This window comes from Armatimonadota bacterium (genome assembly GCA_013359125.1).
Classification (GTDB): Bacteria; Armatimonadota; Fimbriimonadia; order Fimbriimonadales; family GBS-DC; genus JABWCR01.
This window is the reverse complement of record JABWCR010000011.1, coordinates 15,275-31,362: the sequence shown is the minus strand read 5'-3', so window position 1 is coordinate 31,362 and position 16,088 is coordinate 15,275. Positions and strand designations below refer to the sequence as shown.

Genomic DNA, 16,088 nt, shown 5'->3' with positions numbered 1-16,088 from the left:
CAAGCGCTAAACGGAGGACAAGACGATGGCGGTTAAGATAGGAATCAATGGATTTGGGCGGATCGGGCGGTTGACGCTTCGCGCCATGTTGGAGAAGTATCGGGGACAGTTCGATGTGGTGGGCGTGAACGATCTAACGGACGCCGCCACCAACGCGCACCTGTTCAAGTACGACACTACATATGGCATTTATCAAGGCGACGTATCGGCGGGAGACGGCACGATCAAGATCGATGGCGATCAGATCAGGATTTTTGCAGAGAAGGATCCGGCCAACATTCCTTGGGGCAATTTGGGCGCGGAGATCGTCGTCGAAGGCACGGGCGCGTTTACCGACGCCGAGAAGGCCAAGGCGCACTTGACCGCGGGCGCGAAGCGCGTGATTATCACCGCACCAGCCAAGAATGAGGACGTTACGATCGTATTGGGCGTGAACGAGGACATGTATAAGGCCGCCGAGCACCGTATCGTCTCGAACGCATCGTGCACGACCAACTGCTTGGCGCCGGTGTGCAGAGTCTTGCAAGACCGATTTGGCATTGAAAAAGGCTTTATGACCACGATTCATGCGTACACCAACGATCAGCGCATTCAGGATCAGGCGCACAAGGATTTGAGGCGAGCGCGGGCGGCGGCTGCGAGCATTATCCCGACGACCACAGGAGCGGCGAAAGCGGTTAGTTTAGTGATGCCCGAGTTGAAGGGCAAGATGCACGGCTATGCGATGCGGGTGCCCACATTGACCGTCAGCGCGGTCGATCTGGTGGTTCAGGTCGGTCGGAGCGTTACGGCGGACGAGGTCAACCAGGCCTTTCGAGAGGCGGCTAACGGTCGGCTGAAGGGCATCTTGGGCGTTTGCGACGAGGAGTTGGTCTCTTCGGACTTTCGAGGCGATTCGCGCTCCAGCATCGTCGATTCGGCCTATACCATGGTGATGCAGGAGAACATGGTCAAGGTGTTGGCTTGGTACGACAACGAGTGGGGCTACAGCTGTCGCGTGGCGGATTTGGCGAAGATGATGGCCGGCTGAGGGCCAAAAAGGCCCTCAGCCTTTTGGCCGATTAGTCGCCCGACAGACCGAAGTTGGTCAGAACGATCGCGAGATCGGTATCGTCCACGACGTTGTCGCCGTTCACATCGCCGGATCTCAGGTCGATGTCGACAATCTCTGGATTCTCTGGATCGAAACTGCCTACACTGAAGAAACCGAGTTTCTTCAGCATCGGTATCGAACGGACATTATAGAAGCCGTCTCCCCAGAAATGCTTCGAGAAATAGTGCACATCCTCGTCCTCATACCGCCAGAGGCGCTCGGCGTAGTAACGGTCGTTGAATCCGTCATCGTTCAGTCCTACGGTTAAGAAAGGCATCTGGGCAAGGGCGTCGTTGCTCACACGGAAGATCACGTTGTGAGAGCCTGCGATCGTTAGGGCGAGGGAGCCGCTGATCATGTCCGTCAATTGGCAGAAGCCGAAGTCGGGATCATCGATCCAGAGGCTCTGGTTGCTCGTTCTCTTAGAATCGCCGCTTCTCCCGGTTGTCGTCACGGGCCCTACGCGCTCGTCGTTAAAGTTCATCGACACGTAGCACGGACCGGGGATGTGAACGCCGCCGCCGACAAAGCCAATGCCGACGCCCACCCATGCATTGTCGGGCAAGTTTTGTAAGTCAATGGTGAACCATGAATCGCCCGGCGTATCGCATTGGAAGCCGCTCCACTCTCGAAACTCCATGGTCATGTTGACAGAGTTGCTGACCTGGTTATCCCCATCGAGGTCGTCCGAGATGTACTGGAATCCCCAGGAACGCATGAAGGCGGGTCCCTCCATCGGAACGTCGTCCATGATCGGTCCGTTGTATCGTACGGATTGAAACGTTACGTCCTCGCTAAAGTAGAGCCAGGCTCTTGGCGGCTCGCCGCCCTGGGTGCGGACGGTGTCTCCAGGATTCACTTTTGAGCAATCGACTACGTAATGGCGCTCGCCCGTAACCGGGATCGTAATGTTCAGCTTAACCATGGTGCGACTGGAATCGAAACTCTTAAACTTGGGTTTTTGGGTTTGGGTATCGGCGCAGCCTATCAATAGGACCGCGACTGAGACGGCAAACAGGGCTCGATGCATCTGTTCCTCCTTTCGAACAGCGTGAATTAGGAGAGAGTATAACCCAAGTTCAGGCTACTCGCGCCAGTTGTCGTCCCAAAACCGCTGGATTTCCAGCAGATAGCCGTTCGGGTCCTTGGCGAAGAAGTTGTAGATTCGGTATTTCGGGTTGTCTTTAGGCGGGAAGAGGATTTCGGCGCCTGCTTGCGATAGCCGCTCGTGCCAGGCGTCGACTTCATTTGACACGAGGGTGAACACGATGCGATGGTCCTCTCCAGGCGGATTGTCGTTGCGGCAGAAACCGATATAAGCGTTGGGGCAGACTTCAAGAATGACGCAGTCGCCTTGATCGACGACGACGCGCAATCCTACGGTTTCTTCGTAGAATTGCCGGGTTTCTTGCAGTTTATTGGTCGGGTAGAAGGCGATCGCCTGGTCGATGGGCGGCCGCATTTAATCGAAGAGCGAGGAGATGGAGAGATCGTGATGCGCTCGGTAGATCGCCTCTGCAAAGAGGGGCGCGACGGAGAGAACGCTCATTTTGTCGATGGTTTGATCGGGCGTCAGCGGCAAAGTGTTGGTAACAACGATGTTGGCAATTTCCGGACGGGAGAGGCGTTCTTTTGCTTGGGGCATCAATACGGCGTGAGTGGCCGCCACGCGCACCTCGGGCAAGGCGCCGTGGGCCAGGAGAGTGTCCACGCATTGGTTGACGCTTCCGCCCGTGGTGATGATGTCCTCGACGATGATCGGGATTTTGCCTCGAACGTCTCCTGCCAGGTGCGTTACTTCCGAATTGTCGTGGCCGTCCCGGTGCTTGTATCCGACTGCGATTGGGGCGTTCAGGCGTCCCGCAACTTTGCGCACTTTCTTAACACGGCCTTCGTCCACCGAGACGAAGACAATATCGCGGTCGGCCAATTCGGCAAAGTGCTCGGCGAAGAGCTTCTCGGCTGTGAGGTGGTCGACCGGCATATTGAAAAAGCCTTGGATCGCGTCGGCGTGCAGGTCCATGGTGATGATGCGCTGGGCGCCGGCCGCATGGATCAGATCGGCGACCAGTTTGGCCGTGATCGGCTCTCGCGGCAGCTCTTTCTTCTCTTGTCGGGCATAGCCAAAATAGGGGATAACGGGCGTGATGCGGGCGGCGGAGGCTCGACGCAATGCATCGAGCAGGATCAGCAGCTGCATCAGGTTGGTGTCGGTGGGCGGCGAGGTGGGCTGGATGATGTAGCAGTCTGCGCCTCTGACCGATTCTTCGTATTTGACGTAGGTCTCGCCGTCCTGGAAGCGCTTGATGGTGCAGTGGCCCAGCTCGGTCTGCAAGATTCGGCACACCTCGAGACCGAACTCGTGGTGCGCCGTACCTGCAAAGATCTTTAGCGGAGCGCGGTTGATCATGGGTGTCCGCGCCTCTTCATCTCCCGATCAGAATCGGCGACCGAGCATCACGGAGAGGCCGGAGCCGCGGAATTGAACGGTGCCGCCTGTGGTTACCTGGGTGAGTTTCTCGGTAAAGTCGTAGTTTACATCGAGCGTCCATTCGCCGGCAAAGCCGAAGTTAAGGCCTACGCGTCCGCCAAAGATGGTCTTACTGGCGCCCACGGCATCGATCACGTATGCGCCAGCGCCCACCATGAGGCGCGTCGGGACGACGGAAGTCGGCTCGGAGTAGACGATGTTGATGGTGATCGGGGTTACGGTTCCTCGCGAACCGCCCGCGCTGTGCGTGAAGACGTCAACAGCGAGTTCGGTCTGCATGGCACCGAGCAAGGGAATGCTGGGCATGACGTAGGCGACGCCCACCCCAAACCAGGTCTTGTTCAGATTGGTCAGGGTGCTGTCGCTCGGGAAAAAGGCTCCGGCGCGCACTCGCAGATCGCCAAAAAAGGTGTCTTGCGCTCGGGCAACGCCGGTCGCGCAGAGCAGCGCCGCCATTGTCAGGCAGATAAGTTTTCGACCCATGATTGTTGAACAACCTCCTTGTTAGCCTCTGCTCGCCGGGTCTTCCCGCTCGAGTCTTTCGACCCACTATTCGGCGCAAAGCGCCGCAATCCTGGCGGCTTTCGGACTGGGCAAGGATTATACCTAAGGATGAGGAACTATGGAGCATGATCCGCGTTCGCGAGTTGCTCGATGTTATCGACGCGATTGCGCCCTGGTCGATCGCGATGCCTGGCGATCCGGTCGGGCTTCAGATCGGCGATCCAGACCAGATCGTTTCGTCGGTAGGCGTTGCCATGGACCCCGATAAGGCGAAGATTGGAAAGTGCCACGAGGCGGAATGTCGGGCTTTGGTCGTCCATCATCCGCTCATTTATAGGCCGCTAACCTCGCTGCTCAACGCTGATCCGGTTCATCTGGCCGTGCGCGATTGCGTGCATTTAGGCATCAGCCTGATAGCGGCGCACACCAATTGGGACAATGCTGTGGGCGGCGTGAACGATGCCCTGGCCCAGGCGATCGGATTGCAGAAAGTCGAACCCTTTGGCGAGGGCGGACGGATGGGTCAGTTAAAAATCGCCGTCTTTGTGCCTGCTCGTTCGACTAGCAAGGTGATCGGCGCGATGTCGGAGGCTGGAGCGGGCTTGATCGGCAACTACGAACGATGCGCCTTTTATAGCGAAGGCGTTGGAACGTTTCGCCCCGGCAAAGCTGCGCGCCCTCATATTGGCAAGGCGGGCAAAATCGAGAAAGTCAGGGAGCATCGGATCGAGATGATCGTGGACGAACGGCAGCTAGGCAGTATTGTGAGCGCGATGATTGCCGCGCACCCCTATGAAGAGGTCGCCTATGACGTTTACCGGCTGGAACAGCCTAAACTGTTCCCTATGGGGCGCGTCGGCAGCCTGCCCAAGTCCGTAAATCTTGAGCAATTGGCCGAATATGTCGGATTGTGCCTGGATCAGCCAGCTGTTCGCGCTTATGGCCGGCCTCCGGCTCGCATCAAGAGGGTGGCGGTTTTGGGCGGTTCGGGAGGCGACTACTTGCGTGCGGCCAAGGCGGCCGGGGCTGACGCGCTGGTTACCGGCGAGGCGCGCCACCATCAGACGATAGAAGCCGAACAGCTGAAGATAGGCCTGATCGACGCGGGGCATCGCGAAACGGAGGCGCCGGGCGTGGCGGAGCTGGCCCGGCGGTTGGCAAAAGCCGTCGATGCGAAGGTCGTGTTGCTCGATTAGGCCTACTTCTTAGCTGGTTGCTTCTTGTTTTCGGGCTTCTTTGGCTCGGCCTTTTTGGCATCGGCTTTTTTGAAGTCCAGCGCGGCCGAATTGATGCAGTATCGAAGGCCTGTGGGTCTCGGACCGTCGTCGAAAACATGGCCCAAATGCCCATCGCAAGTCGCGCAAAGCACCTCGATGCGCTTCATGCCGAAGCTGCGATCTTCGCGGTAGATAACCTTTTCTTTGTCCAAAGCCTCGTAGAAACTGGGCCAGCCGCATCCCGAGTCGTACTTGGTGTTCGATTTGAACAACTCGGTCCGACATCCTGCGCACAGGTAGGAGCCGTCCTCCTTATGGTTCCAATACTTGCCGGTGAACGCGCGTTCGGTGCCTTTCTTTCGCAATATCTCGTACTGCTCGGGCGTTAGGCTTTTGCGCCATTCGGCATCGGTCTTGGAAACCTTAGGCTTGCTCACTTTGGGCGCCTCCTTGGGTTGTTGAGGTTTGGAGTCTTGTGCGGTCTGTTGGGCGATCAATGCGACAGCGAGCGCCCCGATGATGAACGCCGACACGATTTTCATAGCGATTATTTTAACGCAGATTTGGGCCGGTCGGTTCCTTCGGATTCTCGGGCTCCCTTGACATTTGCCTCTGATTCGAGTTACAATTAGTGGCCTTGGGCGCCATGTGCCGATAATCTATGGCAGCGTCCGAGCACAACCAAGGAGGCCGAGAGTTTGGCTCAAATTCAAGTAAGACCGAACGAATCGCTGGACAGCGCTCTGAAGCGGTTCAAGAAACAGCTGGAACAGAGCGGGATTCTTCAGGATTACAAGCGTCATGCGACGTACGAGAAACCGAGCGAGCGCAAGCGCCGCGCCAAGCAACGCCGCGGTCGAAAGAAGTAATCTGCAATTTTGCGCGCTGATTGGGCAGGAACGGCCATAGGCTTTCCTGTCGTTCCGCGCATTCCCCCTCTATGAAAAAGCGATTGGAAGTCGGTACGGGTTCTGGCTTTTTCAGGCATCCCTTTCAGTACATTCGGCCTGCGTCGTTCGATCGTCGCAGCACGATGCGGTTTCTGCTCTTGGGATGGCTGCTGGTTTCCCTTATCGCGCTCAATGGAGATGCGCCTCTAACGTCTTGGGATTGGGCTAAGCGCGGCCTGGTCGGCTTTGGAGAGATTCTGTTGTTCGCCTACTTTCTGAAGCGGCTAAGACCATCGATCTGGCGAGACAACCTGGCGCTGGCTCTGCTGGGCCTTGTGGCAACGATCTCCCTTTTGGCGGTGCGCGCGGTTTCCACGGCCTTGGGCGAGGCGGCCAACAACCCGACGCTTGGCGTCTTGATCGTTGCGGGCCTGCCCGCCGGCGCAATGCTGATCGGGGCTCTGATGAGCCCCTCGCTAGCGATTGTAATGGTGGCGATTGGGAGTTTAGGCTTGGCCGCGTCCGGCTCGTTTACCGAGGCCCAGATCATTGTCTCGTGCGGCGCAGCCTGGACGAGCGTGCTGGTGATGTCGCCGCTCAAAAATCGGTCTGGTTTGATAAGAGGCGCGATCGCGCTGACGGCGTCGATGGCGGCATTGAGCGCGTTTGTGGTGGGCGACGCAGGACACGATGCCAAGACAATCTTGATCGGCGCGGCCTGGGGCGGGTTGGCCGGCGTGGCCGCGACCGCGCTCTTTTGGCTGGGCATTGCGCTTTTGGAGCGTCCTTTCCGCCTGGACACCCCTATGGCGCTTTATGAGCTTTCTTCGCCCGATTCGAATCTGCTCAAGCAGCTTCGAGAGGAGGCGCCCGGCACTTTTGCTCACAGTCAAAACGTGGCGATGATGGCCGAGGCGGCCGCACTGGCGATCGGCGCCGATCCCTTGCTCGCACGGGTAGGCGGCCTCTATCACGATATTGGCAAGCTGAAGCGCCCCGGGTTCTTTATTGAGAATCAAGTCGGTTACAACACGCACGGCAAGTTAACGCCCAATCTTTCCGCCGTGATCATTGCCGCTCATGTCAAGGACGGCGTCGAACTGGCGCACGAGAACAGGCTTCCCTTGCGGGTTTGCGAAATCATCGGCCAGCATCACGGCACCTGCCTGATCACCTATTTTTATCATCAAGCCATTGGCAGCGGCGAGCCGGATCCGATTTTAGAGCAGCATTTTCGCTATGAGGGGCCGAAGCCCCGGACGAAGGAGGCCGCTCTCGTGCTTTTGGCCGATACGGTCGAAGCGGCCGGTCGATGCCTTGAGGCGCCCACGCCGTCTCGGATTTCGAATCTAGTTCAGGATTTGGTCGAGATGCGACGATCGGACGGACAATTGGACGATAGCGAACTGAGTTTTGGCGATCTGCCCAAGATCAAAGAGGCCTTTATTAAGACTTTGTCGGCCATCCATCACCAGAGAGTCGATTATGCGGGAGCGATGAGCGAGGATTATGCCTACATCGACAGCCAGTAGCTCGGTGGTCGTGGAGGCCAAGGGGCTGCCCCGCGAGTTGAGCAAGGGTCTTTTGCAATCGGCGATCTCGACGCTATTGGAAGGTCGCGGAGGCGTTGTCAGCTTTCTTTTCACCGACGATCGGCAGATTCGCTCGCTCAACCGGCAATATAGGTCTAAAGATGAGGCGACCGATGTGCTGAGTTTCCCGTTATACGATCTTGAGCCGGGCGCGGCTTGGCCGGACAGCCCAACCTCTCTTCCGTTGCAACTTGGCGATGTGGCCGTCTCAGTCGATATGGCTAGGAGACAAGCCGTACAAGCGGGACATTCGGTTCAGACCGAACTGCTGATGCTATGCCTGCACGGGACGTTGCATTTGATAGGGTATGACGACGACACGGCGAAAGGTAGACGCACAATGAACCGACTGGCGACCGAAGCGCTGGCCAAGGTCGGAATAGACGCTGATCCTGAATGGTATTCGCGGCACTATGATTGATCCATCCGAGTCGGAACGCAGATCCGACGATCCGCCCGAACAAATCGACGCCGCTATCAAGCAGGCTCAGAACCCCTTTGGCGGCTTTCGGTTTGCGTTGGAAGGCGTCATTCACGCCGTTCGCACGCAGAAGCACATGCGCGTGCACTTCTTTAGCCTGGCGCTGGCGCTGATGCTGGGACTGTTCTTCCGCCTCAATCGGCAAGAACTGCTGGTGCTGATCTTCACCATCTCTATCATCCTGATCGCCGAGATGTTTAACACGGCGGTCGAGGCCGTGGTGGATATGGTAACCCAGGAGTTTCATCCTCTGGCAAAACTGGCCAAGGACATCGCCGCTGGCGCGGTGCTGGTGGCGACGATCAACGCGCTGGTGGTGGCGTGGGTGCTTTTTTTGGGCGATTTGAGGCTGGAGCAGATTCGGTTGCGGTTCGAAAGCGCGGTGCCGACCACTTGGGGGGTGGGGCTGACCATAGGGGCGATCGTCATCTTAGTTGTCGTCTCTTTGGTCAAGGCGCTCACCATGCGGGGTCAGATTCAGTTGTTTCATGGCGGTACGGTGAGCGGCCATGCGGCCTTGGGCTTCTTCTTCGCCGTTGCCATCATCATCATTTCAAGCAATCTGTTGGCCACTATTCTGGCTCTTGTGCTGGCGCTTTTGGTCGCACAAAGCCGAGTGGAGGCCAAGGTGCATTCGTTGCAGGAGGTCGTTTTGGGCGCGCTTTTGGGCGTCGCTTTGGCGGCTTTTGTCTACTGGGTGGTTTCGCCCACATAAGGAGGGCTCGCGCACAAATAAATGGAACGCATATCTGAAAACTCTGAACCGCCACAACGTCGAAGCGCGTTAAGGCGCGCATCGATCATTGCCGTTGCGGCAGGCGCTCTCGTTTGGTTCGCCTACGGACAGCCAAGCGGGGCGACTGACGCTCCATCGTTCGGCATGTTCTCCAGCATCGTTTTGCTGGTCGCCATGTTGCTGGCCAACGCGCTCTTTGCCTTGACCGAGGTTGCCTTAATCTCGGTCCGGCACAGTTGGATCAAATCGTTGGTGGAAAAGAAACACCGTTTGGCGCCGATCTTGGACGACATGAAGAGAGAGCCGACGCGCTTCCTTTCGACCGTGCAGATCGGCACGACCATGGTCGGCTTCTTTGCCTCTGCCGTTGCGGCTACGACGCTGGCCGGTCCGCTTCACGTCCTTTTGCGTCCGGCCGAAGTTCAATACAACGTGAATCTGAGCTGGCTGGCGGTTGCGATCGTTACGCTCATCGTCAGCTTGGCCAGCATTGTTTTCGGCGAGATCGTTCCTAAGAGCATCGCTGTGGCCAAACCGGAAGCGGTAGTACTGTGGGTGGCGAGGCCGATGGTTGTTCTGATGACGCTGATGTCGCCGTTGCTGTGGTTTGTAAACGCGATTACGAGGCTTTCGCTCAAGCCGTTCGGCGTTGCTGCACAGCACCCCGCCCCCGTTATCAGCGAGGAAGAGCTGAAGATACTGGTCGAAGCGAGCGAAGAGCAAGGCGTGATCGAAGAGGAAGAGAAGGAGATGATCCACTCTATCTTCGAGTTTACCGACACCATAGCGCGAGAGGTGATGACGCCTCGAGTGGACATGCGCTGCGTTGCCGTTTCTGCCACCGCGTCGGAAGTCGTGAAACTGGTTCGCGAGACGGGCCACTCGCGCATTCCCATTTTTGAGAGCACGATCGACAAGATCGTGGGCATCGTGCACGTTAAGGACCTGTTGGCCGTCTGCGAAGGCCAGCAGGACATTTCGCTGATACGCATCATGCGGGCGCCCCACTTTGTGCCGGAAAGCAAGGAGGTGAGCGAACTGCTGGAGGAGTTCCGCCGCCTTCGGGTACACATGGCCATCGTTCAGGACGAGTATGGGGGCACCGCGGGCGTCGTAACGCTGGAGGATCTGTTGGAAGAGATCGTCGGCGAGATACAGGACGAATACGATGCCGAGCTTCGTTCGCCCATCGTCATCGAGGAGGACGACTCATTCTTGGTCGATGCGCATCTGCATTTAGACGACGTGAACCATCAGCTCGATTCGACGCTCTCGTCAGAAGAGTTCGATACTTTGGGCGGCTATGTGTTCGGTCTGTTCGGTCGCCAGCCCCAACCGGGAGAAGAGGTGTGCGACGAGGAGTGGCGATTTGTCGTCGAAGAGACGGACGGCGCCCGGTTGAGGCGCGTTAGAATGGTGCGCAGGGCTGCCGTAGAGTCGGCAGCCGGAAGCGGAGAAGAAGAACTCCCTTAAGGCGCGACGCCAAGCCGAACGGTAACCGGCTGGCGAACGCCGTTACGGAGCACGGTTATGGTAACTTGGCTGTTGGGGCGGGCCGCATAGAGCATCTTGGTCAGTTCGGCCACGTTTGGCGTGGAGCGCCCGTCAAACTCAACGATCACGTCCTCGGCCTTGATGCCCGCTTTGGCCGCCGGTCCGCCAACGACGACTTCGAGCACGAGCGCGCCGCCTCGAGGGGCGTTGTTATACTTAAGCCCCAATACGGCGTACTGAACTTTGCCCGTGCGCTTTATCTGGTCGACCACCCGCGTTACCATGTTGGACGGCACGGCGAATCCGGTGCTAGCGATGGTCTGCGTCTGCATGTTGAGCGGTCGGCCATCGGGATCGAGCGCGGCCAGGGCGCCGCTGAGGACGCCGATCACTTCTCCGCGCGCGTTCAAAATGGGGCTGCCCGGCTCGCCCGCGCCGACCAAGCCGTTAAATTGGATCAGCGGCATAAAGCGTCCTTTTTGCGGGTCGATCGCCATGCGGTCTACGCCTGCGATGGTGCCTATCGTAACGCTCGAGGTGTATCCGGCGCGGCTGCCTCCGACCAAGATCGCAAAGTCGCCCGGCCTGGCACGGTCCGAGTTGCCCAGGTTGAGCGCGGTCAGATTGGTCGCGCCTTCCAACTCGAGCAGCGCCAGATTGCTGACCAGTTCATCTGCGCCCAGCTTGCGAGCGACATACTCGCGCCCGTCGTTGAAGGTGATTCGGAACGGACCTTGTCCGACCGCGCCTTCGGCGGTGCAAAGCACGAGACCTTTTGAATCGATCACGAAGCCGCTGCTCTCCAATGCGAGCGCCTTGTTCGGCAACATGTTGCGCGTCGGCAGTTGGCCTCGCTCGACGCGCACGGCCACCACGCTCGGCATAGCCCGCTCGACGATGACGCGGTTGGCATTTTGAAACGCTTCGAGGGCGGCCAGGTCGGGGTCTTGCAGGCCCCCTATGGCGTTGACGATTGCGGCCGCGTTGCCATGGCGCAGTTCGATCTTCGATTCGACGGCTTTAAGCGTCGAGAAGTCAAAATCGAACCTTGCGCCTTGCGCGAAGGAGGCCGCGACGGGCAAGACTAAGATGGCTGTCCAGCGAACAAGATTAGAACGAAAAGACATGGTTCTCTCCAGAGGCGAGGGTCAGCGTCAGATACTGAACGTCCTCTGCCCCGTTATCGATCGGTTCCAAGGGAAGGGCGGCCACGACTACCGGCGCCTCGGCTTTTTTGGTTATCGGCGGCGAGGGCTTGTGGCGTCGAATGGAGATGGATGACTTAGGCTTGTCGGGCGTTGAGGCCGCGGTCTTGACGACGGGCGTTGCCTTATCCAGTTTGGGCGCGGCGATCGACTCGGTGGATGCGACCTCGATCGGTTTTGACGCAGCGACCGGCTCGTAAGCGTTTTGATTGAAGAAGAAGACGGCGGCGGCCAGCGCTGCGGTCGCACCGACCATGCCGCCCCAAACGAAGCGACTTCTTGATCGAACCGGCGCTGGCTGAATGTTGAGTTTGCTTCGCACTTGGCTCCAACTCAGTTCGCTGGCGGGCGGCTCTTCGGAGAGTTTGACCAGGCGCGAGACCTTATGGATCGTATCGGCTTCTGCTTGGCAATGGGCGCACTTGGCCAAGTGGTTGCTGGCCCAGCGCGGGGCTTGATCGTCGTCCAGATGCCTTTGCGCAAGCTTACAAACGAACATTTTCCATCTCTCCTATTTGTTCCAGCAGGGGCGTCAGGCGCGCTTTCAGCGCTCGCCTTGCCCTCAGTACTCTCAGTTTTGCGCCGCCGATCGTACAGCCCAGCATTTCGGCGATCTCTTCATACTGTTTTTCTTCCAGGTCTCGCAGCACGATCATCATTTTGTGGTGGTCGGGCAGAGCGTTTAAGGCTCGTCGGACCGTTGCGCTGACTTGGTCGCCATGGGCCAGCTCGACCGGGTCGGGCGCGTGCGGATGGGTCATCCACTCTAAGCGATCGGTCGCTTCTTGTTGCAGCAATTGCGTCTGCCGTTGTCTGGATCGCGCTCGGTCCGTACAGAGGTTGGCGGCGATCCTTAGAATCCAAGTGCTAAAACGGCACTCCTCTCGAAACGACTTGAGGTGCTCGTAGACGCGGATAAAGACGTCTTGCGTTACGTCCTCGGCGTCGTCCTTGCTATTGACCATCCGCATCACGAAGCGGAAGACGGGCTGGCGATATCTGTAGAAGAGTTCCTCCAGCGCGGGCTCTTCGCCCGCTCTGGCTCTCACCACCAAGCGTTCGTCGCTTTCGGCGCTCAGCGGTGCGGCCTCTGCTGGACGTTGCCAGCCATCCATTGTCATCGCGTTGCTCGTCCCTAAAGCCATAGCATCTATTATACGATTGGCGCGGCTTGGGCGTTATGCCCAATATGGCCCTGCAATCTTACCGGTTTACAGTTCCACGATGCCCGCGCTGCCGACCGATTGGCAGACTTGCAGCGACGGTCTATGCGGCATAGCCTTCTTGTACGCCTTTTCCGCGCTGGTTATAAAGTCGTGGAGTTGCGCGGCCTCGACCAGGGATACGCATGCGCCGCCAAATCCGGCGCCCGTCATTCGCGCTCCGATGCAGCCCGGCGCTTGCCAGCACGCCTCGGCCATTGCGTCGAGCGCAGGACTGGAGACTTTGTAGTCGTCTCTTAGCGAACGATGCGATTCGGCCATGAGCGCCCCAGCCTGGGCCGAATCGCCGGCCTGCAGCGCCGCCGCAAAGGCCAAAACTCGGTCGTTTTCGGTGATCACATGGCGCGCGAAGGGCAAAAGTTCGGCCTCCAGCTTCTCCAGATCGTCCAGCGATGCGTTTCTCAGAGATTTCTTTTTGAGGGCTTTGGCAGCCTTTCGGCAGGCCTTCACTCGCTCGTTGTAGGCGGAAGCGGTCAGTTCTCGGGGCGTTCCGGTATCGGCGACCACGATGAGCCAAGACTTTGGGATGGGAGCAAAGCGCAACGACAGGTCGCGGGTATCGATCAGCATTGCAAAGCCCTCTCTGGAAGCCAGTACTGCTAGTTGATCCATGATGCCGCAGTTCAATCCGACGTAGTCGCGCTCGGCCTGCTGGCAAAGCTTGGCCAATTCGGTCGGCGAGCGTTCCAGGCGGTCGATCTCGTTCCAGAGCAGCGCAAAAACGGCCTCGATCGCTGCCGACGAGCTAAGACCCGCGCCGATGGGCAGCGACGATTCGACAGCAAAGTCGAGGCCGCTCAGTTGCGCACCGTCCTTTGACAGCATTTTGGCAACGCCAAGGGCATATTTGCTCCAATCGTTCGGCGGTTCGAGCGGCACATCGTTCATGCGATGCTCGATCTGGTTGAGCGAGGGTTGGTTTTGGTCGATGCTGGAGAAGCCGCGAAGCAGCCCTTCTTCGTTCACTTTGGCCGCTGCCATGAGATAGCGATTGATGGCTAGGGGCATGACATAGCCCTCGTTGTAATCGGTATGCTCACCGATGAGATTCACGCGACCGGGCGCCCAGGCCAAGTGGGTCGGTTTGTCGTAACGGCGCACAAAGGCATCGATGACCGTGTCGGCCATCGCTTTGTTGGGCGGCTGTGCGACCGGCTTGCGCTCGGCAAATCCTCTGTCTAGCTCGTGCCAGTAACGGATGGAGGGCTCGCCGAGCTTCCAACAGAGGAATACGACCTGGTTGCCGCGCTGGTGCGGGAAGTCGACCAAGCCCATCTCCAAATCCTTGACCACCGCGCCATGAAGATGCACTGCGCGCACGATCTCCTCGATCTCGCGAACGATCGGGCGCCGCTTCTTCGGTTTCGAATGGCCGTTGGTCAGGCTCGTTTTGACCACGGAGCGCAGGTCGGCTTCGTAATGGGCTCTCGCTTTCCCAGCGGCCTTTTGCAGCCTTTTGAGCAAGACTCCGAGTTGAGGCATCAGCGCTTCGGCCTCAGAAACGGTGAACAGCCTAGGAAACTCGGCCATGATCAGTGGAAGTAGGAGCCGCCGTTGACGTCGATGGTAACGCCTGTCAGGTAGTCCGCTTCGCTCGAAGCCAAGAATTTCACGACGTTGGCCACGTCTTGGGGCGAAGCGATGCGGCCCACTGGGATTTCGGCAACGATCTTGTCGGCCCTTTCCGCCATTCCGGGTCGGGCCATGGCGGTCTCGACCCAGCCTGGCGCAACGCAGGCAACGCCTATGCCCTTGGGCGCGAGTTCGACCGCGAGGCTGCGGGTTAGGTTGATCAGTGCGGCCTTAGAAGCCGCGTAGGCCGAGTGTCCCGCTTCGCCTCTGAACCCTGCTCGCGAGGCAATGTTGACGATCTTTCCGCCCTTCGCCATGCTTTTGGCTGCGCGCGCGCACAGTTCGACGGCGCTGAACAGATTGACTTCGAAAATTCGCCGCCAAGCCGACATGGCGCTATCGTCCTCTATCTTCGAAGGCTCATAGATTCCGGCATTGTTGACCAAGAGATCGATACGACCCATGGTCTCGTTCGCCTGGGCATATAGTCGTTTGCCCGTGCCCGGTTCGGCCAAGTCCAGCACGAACGCCGCATGGCCGTCGCCATCGAATTGCGAGAGATCGGCTGCCTTGAGTCGCGAGGCCAGCGCGAGACGATAGCCTTCTTGGGCCATGGTTTTGGCAATGGCGAGGCCTATTCCTCGGGTTGCGCCGGTGATCAGCGCGACGGGTCGTTCCATGATTATTAGGTTCGATGTTCATTGGCTGCGTCCTTTGGCGGGAAACTGCTGCGCGAAGTCGAATAAGGCCGTTATGAACCGAAGGGAGTTTATCGTTACCAGCGCGATGGCCGCCGCCGGGTTTGCCGTTAAGCCCGCTATCGCCCAACCGGAGGCGCCTAGGCTAAAGCAAGACCTTTGCTGGTGGTGCTACGGCAGCATGGAGCCGAAGCGACTGATCGGCGAGGCCAAGCGCATCGGCTACAGCGGCTTGGAGCTAGCGCCCGAACAGCATTGGGACGACATCAAAACCGCCGGCTTGGAGATCGTTACGATGGGAGGCCATGCCTCGATCGGCAATGGCATGAACGATCCGAAAGAGCATGCGCGAATTGAGGACGAGGTCGCCAAAAACATCGAGAAGGCGAAGAAGTACGGCATCCCTATCTTGATTTGCTTTTCGGGCAACCGTCGCGGCATGGCGGACGAGGCGGGAATCGAGAACATGGCCGCCTGTATGAAGCGGCTTGCGCCGATGGCCGAACGCGAAGGGATCACGCTCGCCTTGGAGCCGCTGAACAGCAAGGTCGATCACCGCGACTATCATGCCGACACCACCGAGTGGGGCGTCAAGATGTGCAAGCTGGTCGGCTCGCCAAGGGTCAAACTGCTTTACGACATCTATCACATGCAGATCATGGAGGGCGATGTGATCCGCACGATACGCGCCCAGCACGAGTTCATCGCCCACTATCACACGGCGGGCAATCCTGGTCGCAACGAGATCGGCGCGAATCAAGAGCTGAACTACGCCGCCGTCGCTCGCGCCATCGCCGATACCGGACACAGAGGCTACATCGGTCAAGAGTTCATCCCCAAAGGCGATCCTATAAAAGGCATGGAAGAAGCGTTTCGCATCTGCACGGTTTGA

General features: G+C 58.6%; 18 protein-coding genes. 8 read left to right on the top strand and 10 right to left on the bottom strand.

Features of this window, described 5'->3' with window-relative positions:
- The first annotated feature begins 25 nt into the window (after positions 1-25).
- Positions 26-1,030 (top strand): type I glyceraldehyde-3-phosphate dehydrogenase, encoded by a 1,005-nt coding sequence (gene gap, locus HUU60_06695; GenBank protein ID NUL82398.1) that lies wholly within the window; start codon positions 26-28, stop codon positions 1,028-1,030.
- Between the two features lie 31 nt (positions 1,031-1,061).
- Here gap and HUU60_06690 read toward each other — a convergent pair whose 3' ends face one another.
- From HUU60_06690 to HUU60_06675, 4 genes are read right to left on the bottom strand one after another with little or no spacing between them, the layout of a single operon-like run.
- Entirely contained in the window at positions 1,062-2,123 is a 1,062-nt protein-coding gene (locus HUU60_06690; protein NUL82397.1) for a hypothetical protein, read from the bottom strand.
- 54 nt (positions 2,124-2,177) lie between these two features.
- On the bottom strand, positions 2,178-2,555 hold the full coding sequence (locus tag HUU60_06685) for a VOC family protein (GenBank protein NUL82396.1): 378 nt from the start codon (positions 2,553-2,555) through the stop codon (positions 2,178-2,180).
- Positions 2,556-3,503, bottom strand: coding sequence for a ribose-phosphate pyrophosphokinase (locus HUU60_06680; protein NUL82395.1), 948 nt, complete (start codon positions 3,501-3,503; stop codon positions 2,556-2,558).
- Positions 3,504-3,530: 27 nt separating this feature from the next.
- On the bottom strand, positions 3,531-4,067 hold the full coding sequence (locus HUU60_06675) for a hypothetical protein (protein NUL82394.1): 537 nt from the start codon (positions 4,065-4,067) through the stop codon (positions 3,531-3,533).
- A gap of 146 nt (positions 4,068-4,213) precedes the next feature.
- Here HUU60_06675 and HUU60_06670 point away from each other — a divergent pair, with 146 nt between their 5' ends.
- Positions 4,214-5,284, top strand: a complete 1,071-nt coding sequence (locus HUU60_06670) for a Nif3-like dinuclear metal center hexameric protein (protein ID NUL82393.1) — start codon at positions 4,214-4,216, stop codon at positions 5,282-5,284.
- Positions 5,285-5,286: 2 nt separating this feature from the next.
- Here the strand turns inward: HUU60_06670 and msrB are convergent, their stop codons facing one another.
- The gene (gene msrB, locus HUU60_06665; protein ID NUL82392.1) at positions 5,287-5,847 is read right to left on the bottom strand and encodes a peptide-methionine (R)-S-oxide reductase MsrB; all 561 of its coding nucleotides are present in this window, start codon (positions 5,845-5,847) and stop codon (positions 5,287-5,289) included.
- Positions 5,848-6,003: 156 nt separating this feature from the next.
- Here msrB and rpsU point away from each other — a divergent pair, with 156 nt between their 5' ends.
- The 5 genes from rpsU (at position 6,004) to HUU60_06640 (ending at position 10,477) form a co-directional block, all read left to right on the top strand.
- Entirely contained in the window at positions 6,004-6,174 is a 171-nt protein-coding gene (gene rpsU / locus HUU60_06660; protein ID NUL82391.1) for a 30S ribosomal protein S21, read from the top strand.
- Between the two features lie 71 nt (positions 6,175-6,245).
- A complete protein-coding gene (locus HUU60_06655; protein ID NUL82390.1) occupies positions 6,246-7,727 on the top strand; it encodes an HDIG domain-containing protein in 1,482 nt (493 codons plus the stop codon).
- On the top strand, positions 7,705-8,208 hold the full coding sequence (ybeY, locus tag HUU60_06650) for an rRNA maturation RNase YbeY (protein NUL82389.1): 504 nt from the start codon (positions 7,705-7,707) through the stop codon (positions 8,206-8,208). Before HUU60_06655 ends, ybeY begins: the two co-directional genes overlap by 23 nt.
- Entirely contained in the window at positions 8,201-8,983 is a 783-nt protein-coding gene (locus HUU60_06645) for a diacylglycerol kinase (protein NUL82388.1), read from the top strand. The genes ybeY and HUU60_06645 overlap by 8 nt, the downstream gene beginning before the upstream one ends.
- A gap of 21 nt (positions 8,984-9,004) precedes the next feature.
- Positions 9,005-10,477 (top strand): HlyC/CorC family transporter, encoded by a 1,473-nt coding sequence (locus tag HUU60_06640; GenBank protein ID NUL82387.1) that lies wholly within the window; start codon positions 9,005-9,007, stop codon positions 10,475-10,477.
- Here the strand turns inward: HUU60_06640 and HUU60_06635 are convergent.
- The 5 genes from HUU60_06635 to HUU60_06615 all read right to left on the bottom strand — a co-directional run bounded on the left by HUU60_06635 (position 10,474) and on the right by HUU60_06615 (position 15,178).
- A complete protein-coding gene (locus tag HUU60_06635) occupies positions 10,474-11,625 on the bottom strand; it encodes a PDZ domain-containing protein (protein NUL82386.1) in 1,152 nt (383 codons plus the stop codon). The genes HUU60_06640 and HUU60_06635 overlap by 4 nt on opposite strands.
- Complete coding sequence (locus HUU60_06630) at positions 11,609-12,202, bottom strand: hypothetical protein (protein NUL82385.1); 594 nt, start codon at positions 12,200-12,202, stop codon at positions 11,609-11,611. Before HUU60_06630 ends, HUU60_06635 begins: the two co-directional genes overlap by 17 nt.
- Entirely contained in the window at positions 12,189-12,848 is a 660-nt protein-coding gene (locus HUU60_06625; protein ID NUL82384.1) for a sigma-70 family RNA polymerase sigma factor, read from the bottom strand. The genes HUU60_06630 and HUU60_06625 overlap by 14 nt, the downstream gene beginning before the upstream one ends.
- Before the next feature lie 66 nt (positions 12,849-12,914).
- Positions 12,915-14,456, bottom strand: a complete 1,542-nt coding sequence (galK, locus tag HUU60_06620; GenBank protein NUL82383.1) for a galactokinase — start codon at positions 14,454-14,456, stop codon at positions 12,915-12,917.
- A gap of 2 nt (positions 14,457-14,458) precedes the next feature.
- A complete protein-coding gene (locus tag HUU60_06615; GenBank protein NUL82382.1) occupies positions 14,459-15,178 on the bottom strand; it encodes an SDR family oxidoreductase in 720 nt (239 codons plus the stop codon).
- Positions 15,179-15,251: 73 nt separating this feature from the next.
- Here HUU60_06615 and HUU60_06610 point away from each other — a divergent pair, with 73 nt between their 5' ends.
- Complete coding sequence (locus HUU60_06610; protein ID NUL82381.1) at positions 15,252-16,088, top strand: TIM barrel protein; 837 nt, start codon at positions 15,252-15,254, stop codon at positions 16,086-16,088.

Excerpts from the sequence above, each read along its gene's own strand:
- gap (NUL82398.1), top strand. The coding sequence starts at position 26 with ATGGCGGTTAAGATAGGAATCAATGGATTTGGGCGGATCGGGCGGTTG.
- HUU60_06690 (NUL82397.1), bottom strand. The coding sequence starts at position 2,123 with ATGCATCGAGCCCTGTTTGCCGTCTCAGTCGCGGTCCTATTGATAGGC.
- HUU60_06685 (NUL82396.1), bottom strand. The coding sequence starts at position 2,555 with ATGCGGCCGCCCATCGACCAGGCGATCGCCTTCTACCCGACCAATAAA.
- HUU60_06680 (NUL82395.1), bottom strand. The coding sequence starts at position 3,503 with ATGATCAACCGCGCTCCGCTAAAGATCTTTGCAGGTACGGCGCACCAC.
- HUU60_06675 (NUL82394.1), bottom strand. The coding sequence starts at position 4,067 with ATGGGTCGAAAACTTATCTGCCTGACAATGGCGGCGCTGCTCTGCGCG.
- HUU60_06670 (NUL82393.1), top strand. The coding sequence starts at position 4,214 with ATGATCCGCGTTCGCGAGTTGCTCGATGTTATCGACGCGATTGCGCCC.
- msrB (NUL82392.1), bottom strand. The coding sequence starts at position 5,847 with ATGAAAATCGTGTCGGCGTTCATCATCGGGGCGCTCGCTGTCGCATTG.
- HUU60_06655 (NUL82390.1), top strand. The coding sequence starts at position 6,246 with ATGAAAAAGCGATTGGAAGTCGGTACGGGTTCTGGCTTTTTCAGGCAT.
- ybeY (NUL82389.1), top strand. The coding sequence starts at position 7,705 with ATGCCTACATCGACAGCCAGTAGCTCGGTGGTCGTGGAGGCCAAGGGG.
- HUU60_06645 (NUL82388.1), top strand. The coding sequence starts at position 8,201 with ATGATTGATCCATCCGAGTCGGAACGCAGATCCGACGATCCGCCCGAA.
- HUU60_06640 (NUL82387.1), top strand. The coding sequence starts at position 9,005 with ATGGAACGCATATCTGAAAACTCTGAACCGCCACAACGTCGAAGCGCG.
- HUU60_06635 (NUL82386.1), bottom strand. The coding sequence starts at position 11,625 with ATGTCTTTTCGTTCTAATCTTGTTCGCTGGACAGCCATCTTAGTCTTG.
- HUU60_06630 (NUL82385.1), bottom strand. The coding sequence starts at position 12,202 with ATGTTCGTTTGTAAGCTTGCGCAAAGGCATCTGGACGACGATCAAGCC.
- HUU60_06625 (NUL82384.1), bottom strand. The coding sequence starts at position 12,848 with ATGGCTTTAGGGACGAGCAACGCGATGACAATGGATGGCTGGCAACGT.
- galK (NUL82383.1), bottom strand. The coding sequence starts at position 14,456 with ATGGCCGAGTTTCCTAGGCTGTTCACCGTTTCTGAGGCCGAAGCGCTG.
- HUU60_06615 (NUL82382.1), bottom strand. The coding sequence starts at position 15,178 with ATGGAACGACCCGTCGCGCTGATCACCGGCGCAACCCGAGGAATAGGC.
- HUU60_06610 (NUL82381.1), top strand. The coding sequence starts at position 15,252 with ATGAACCGAAGGGAGTTTATCGTTACCAGCGCGATGGCCGCCGCCGGG.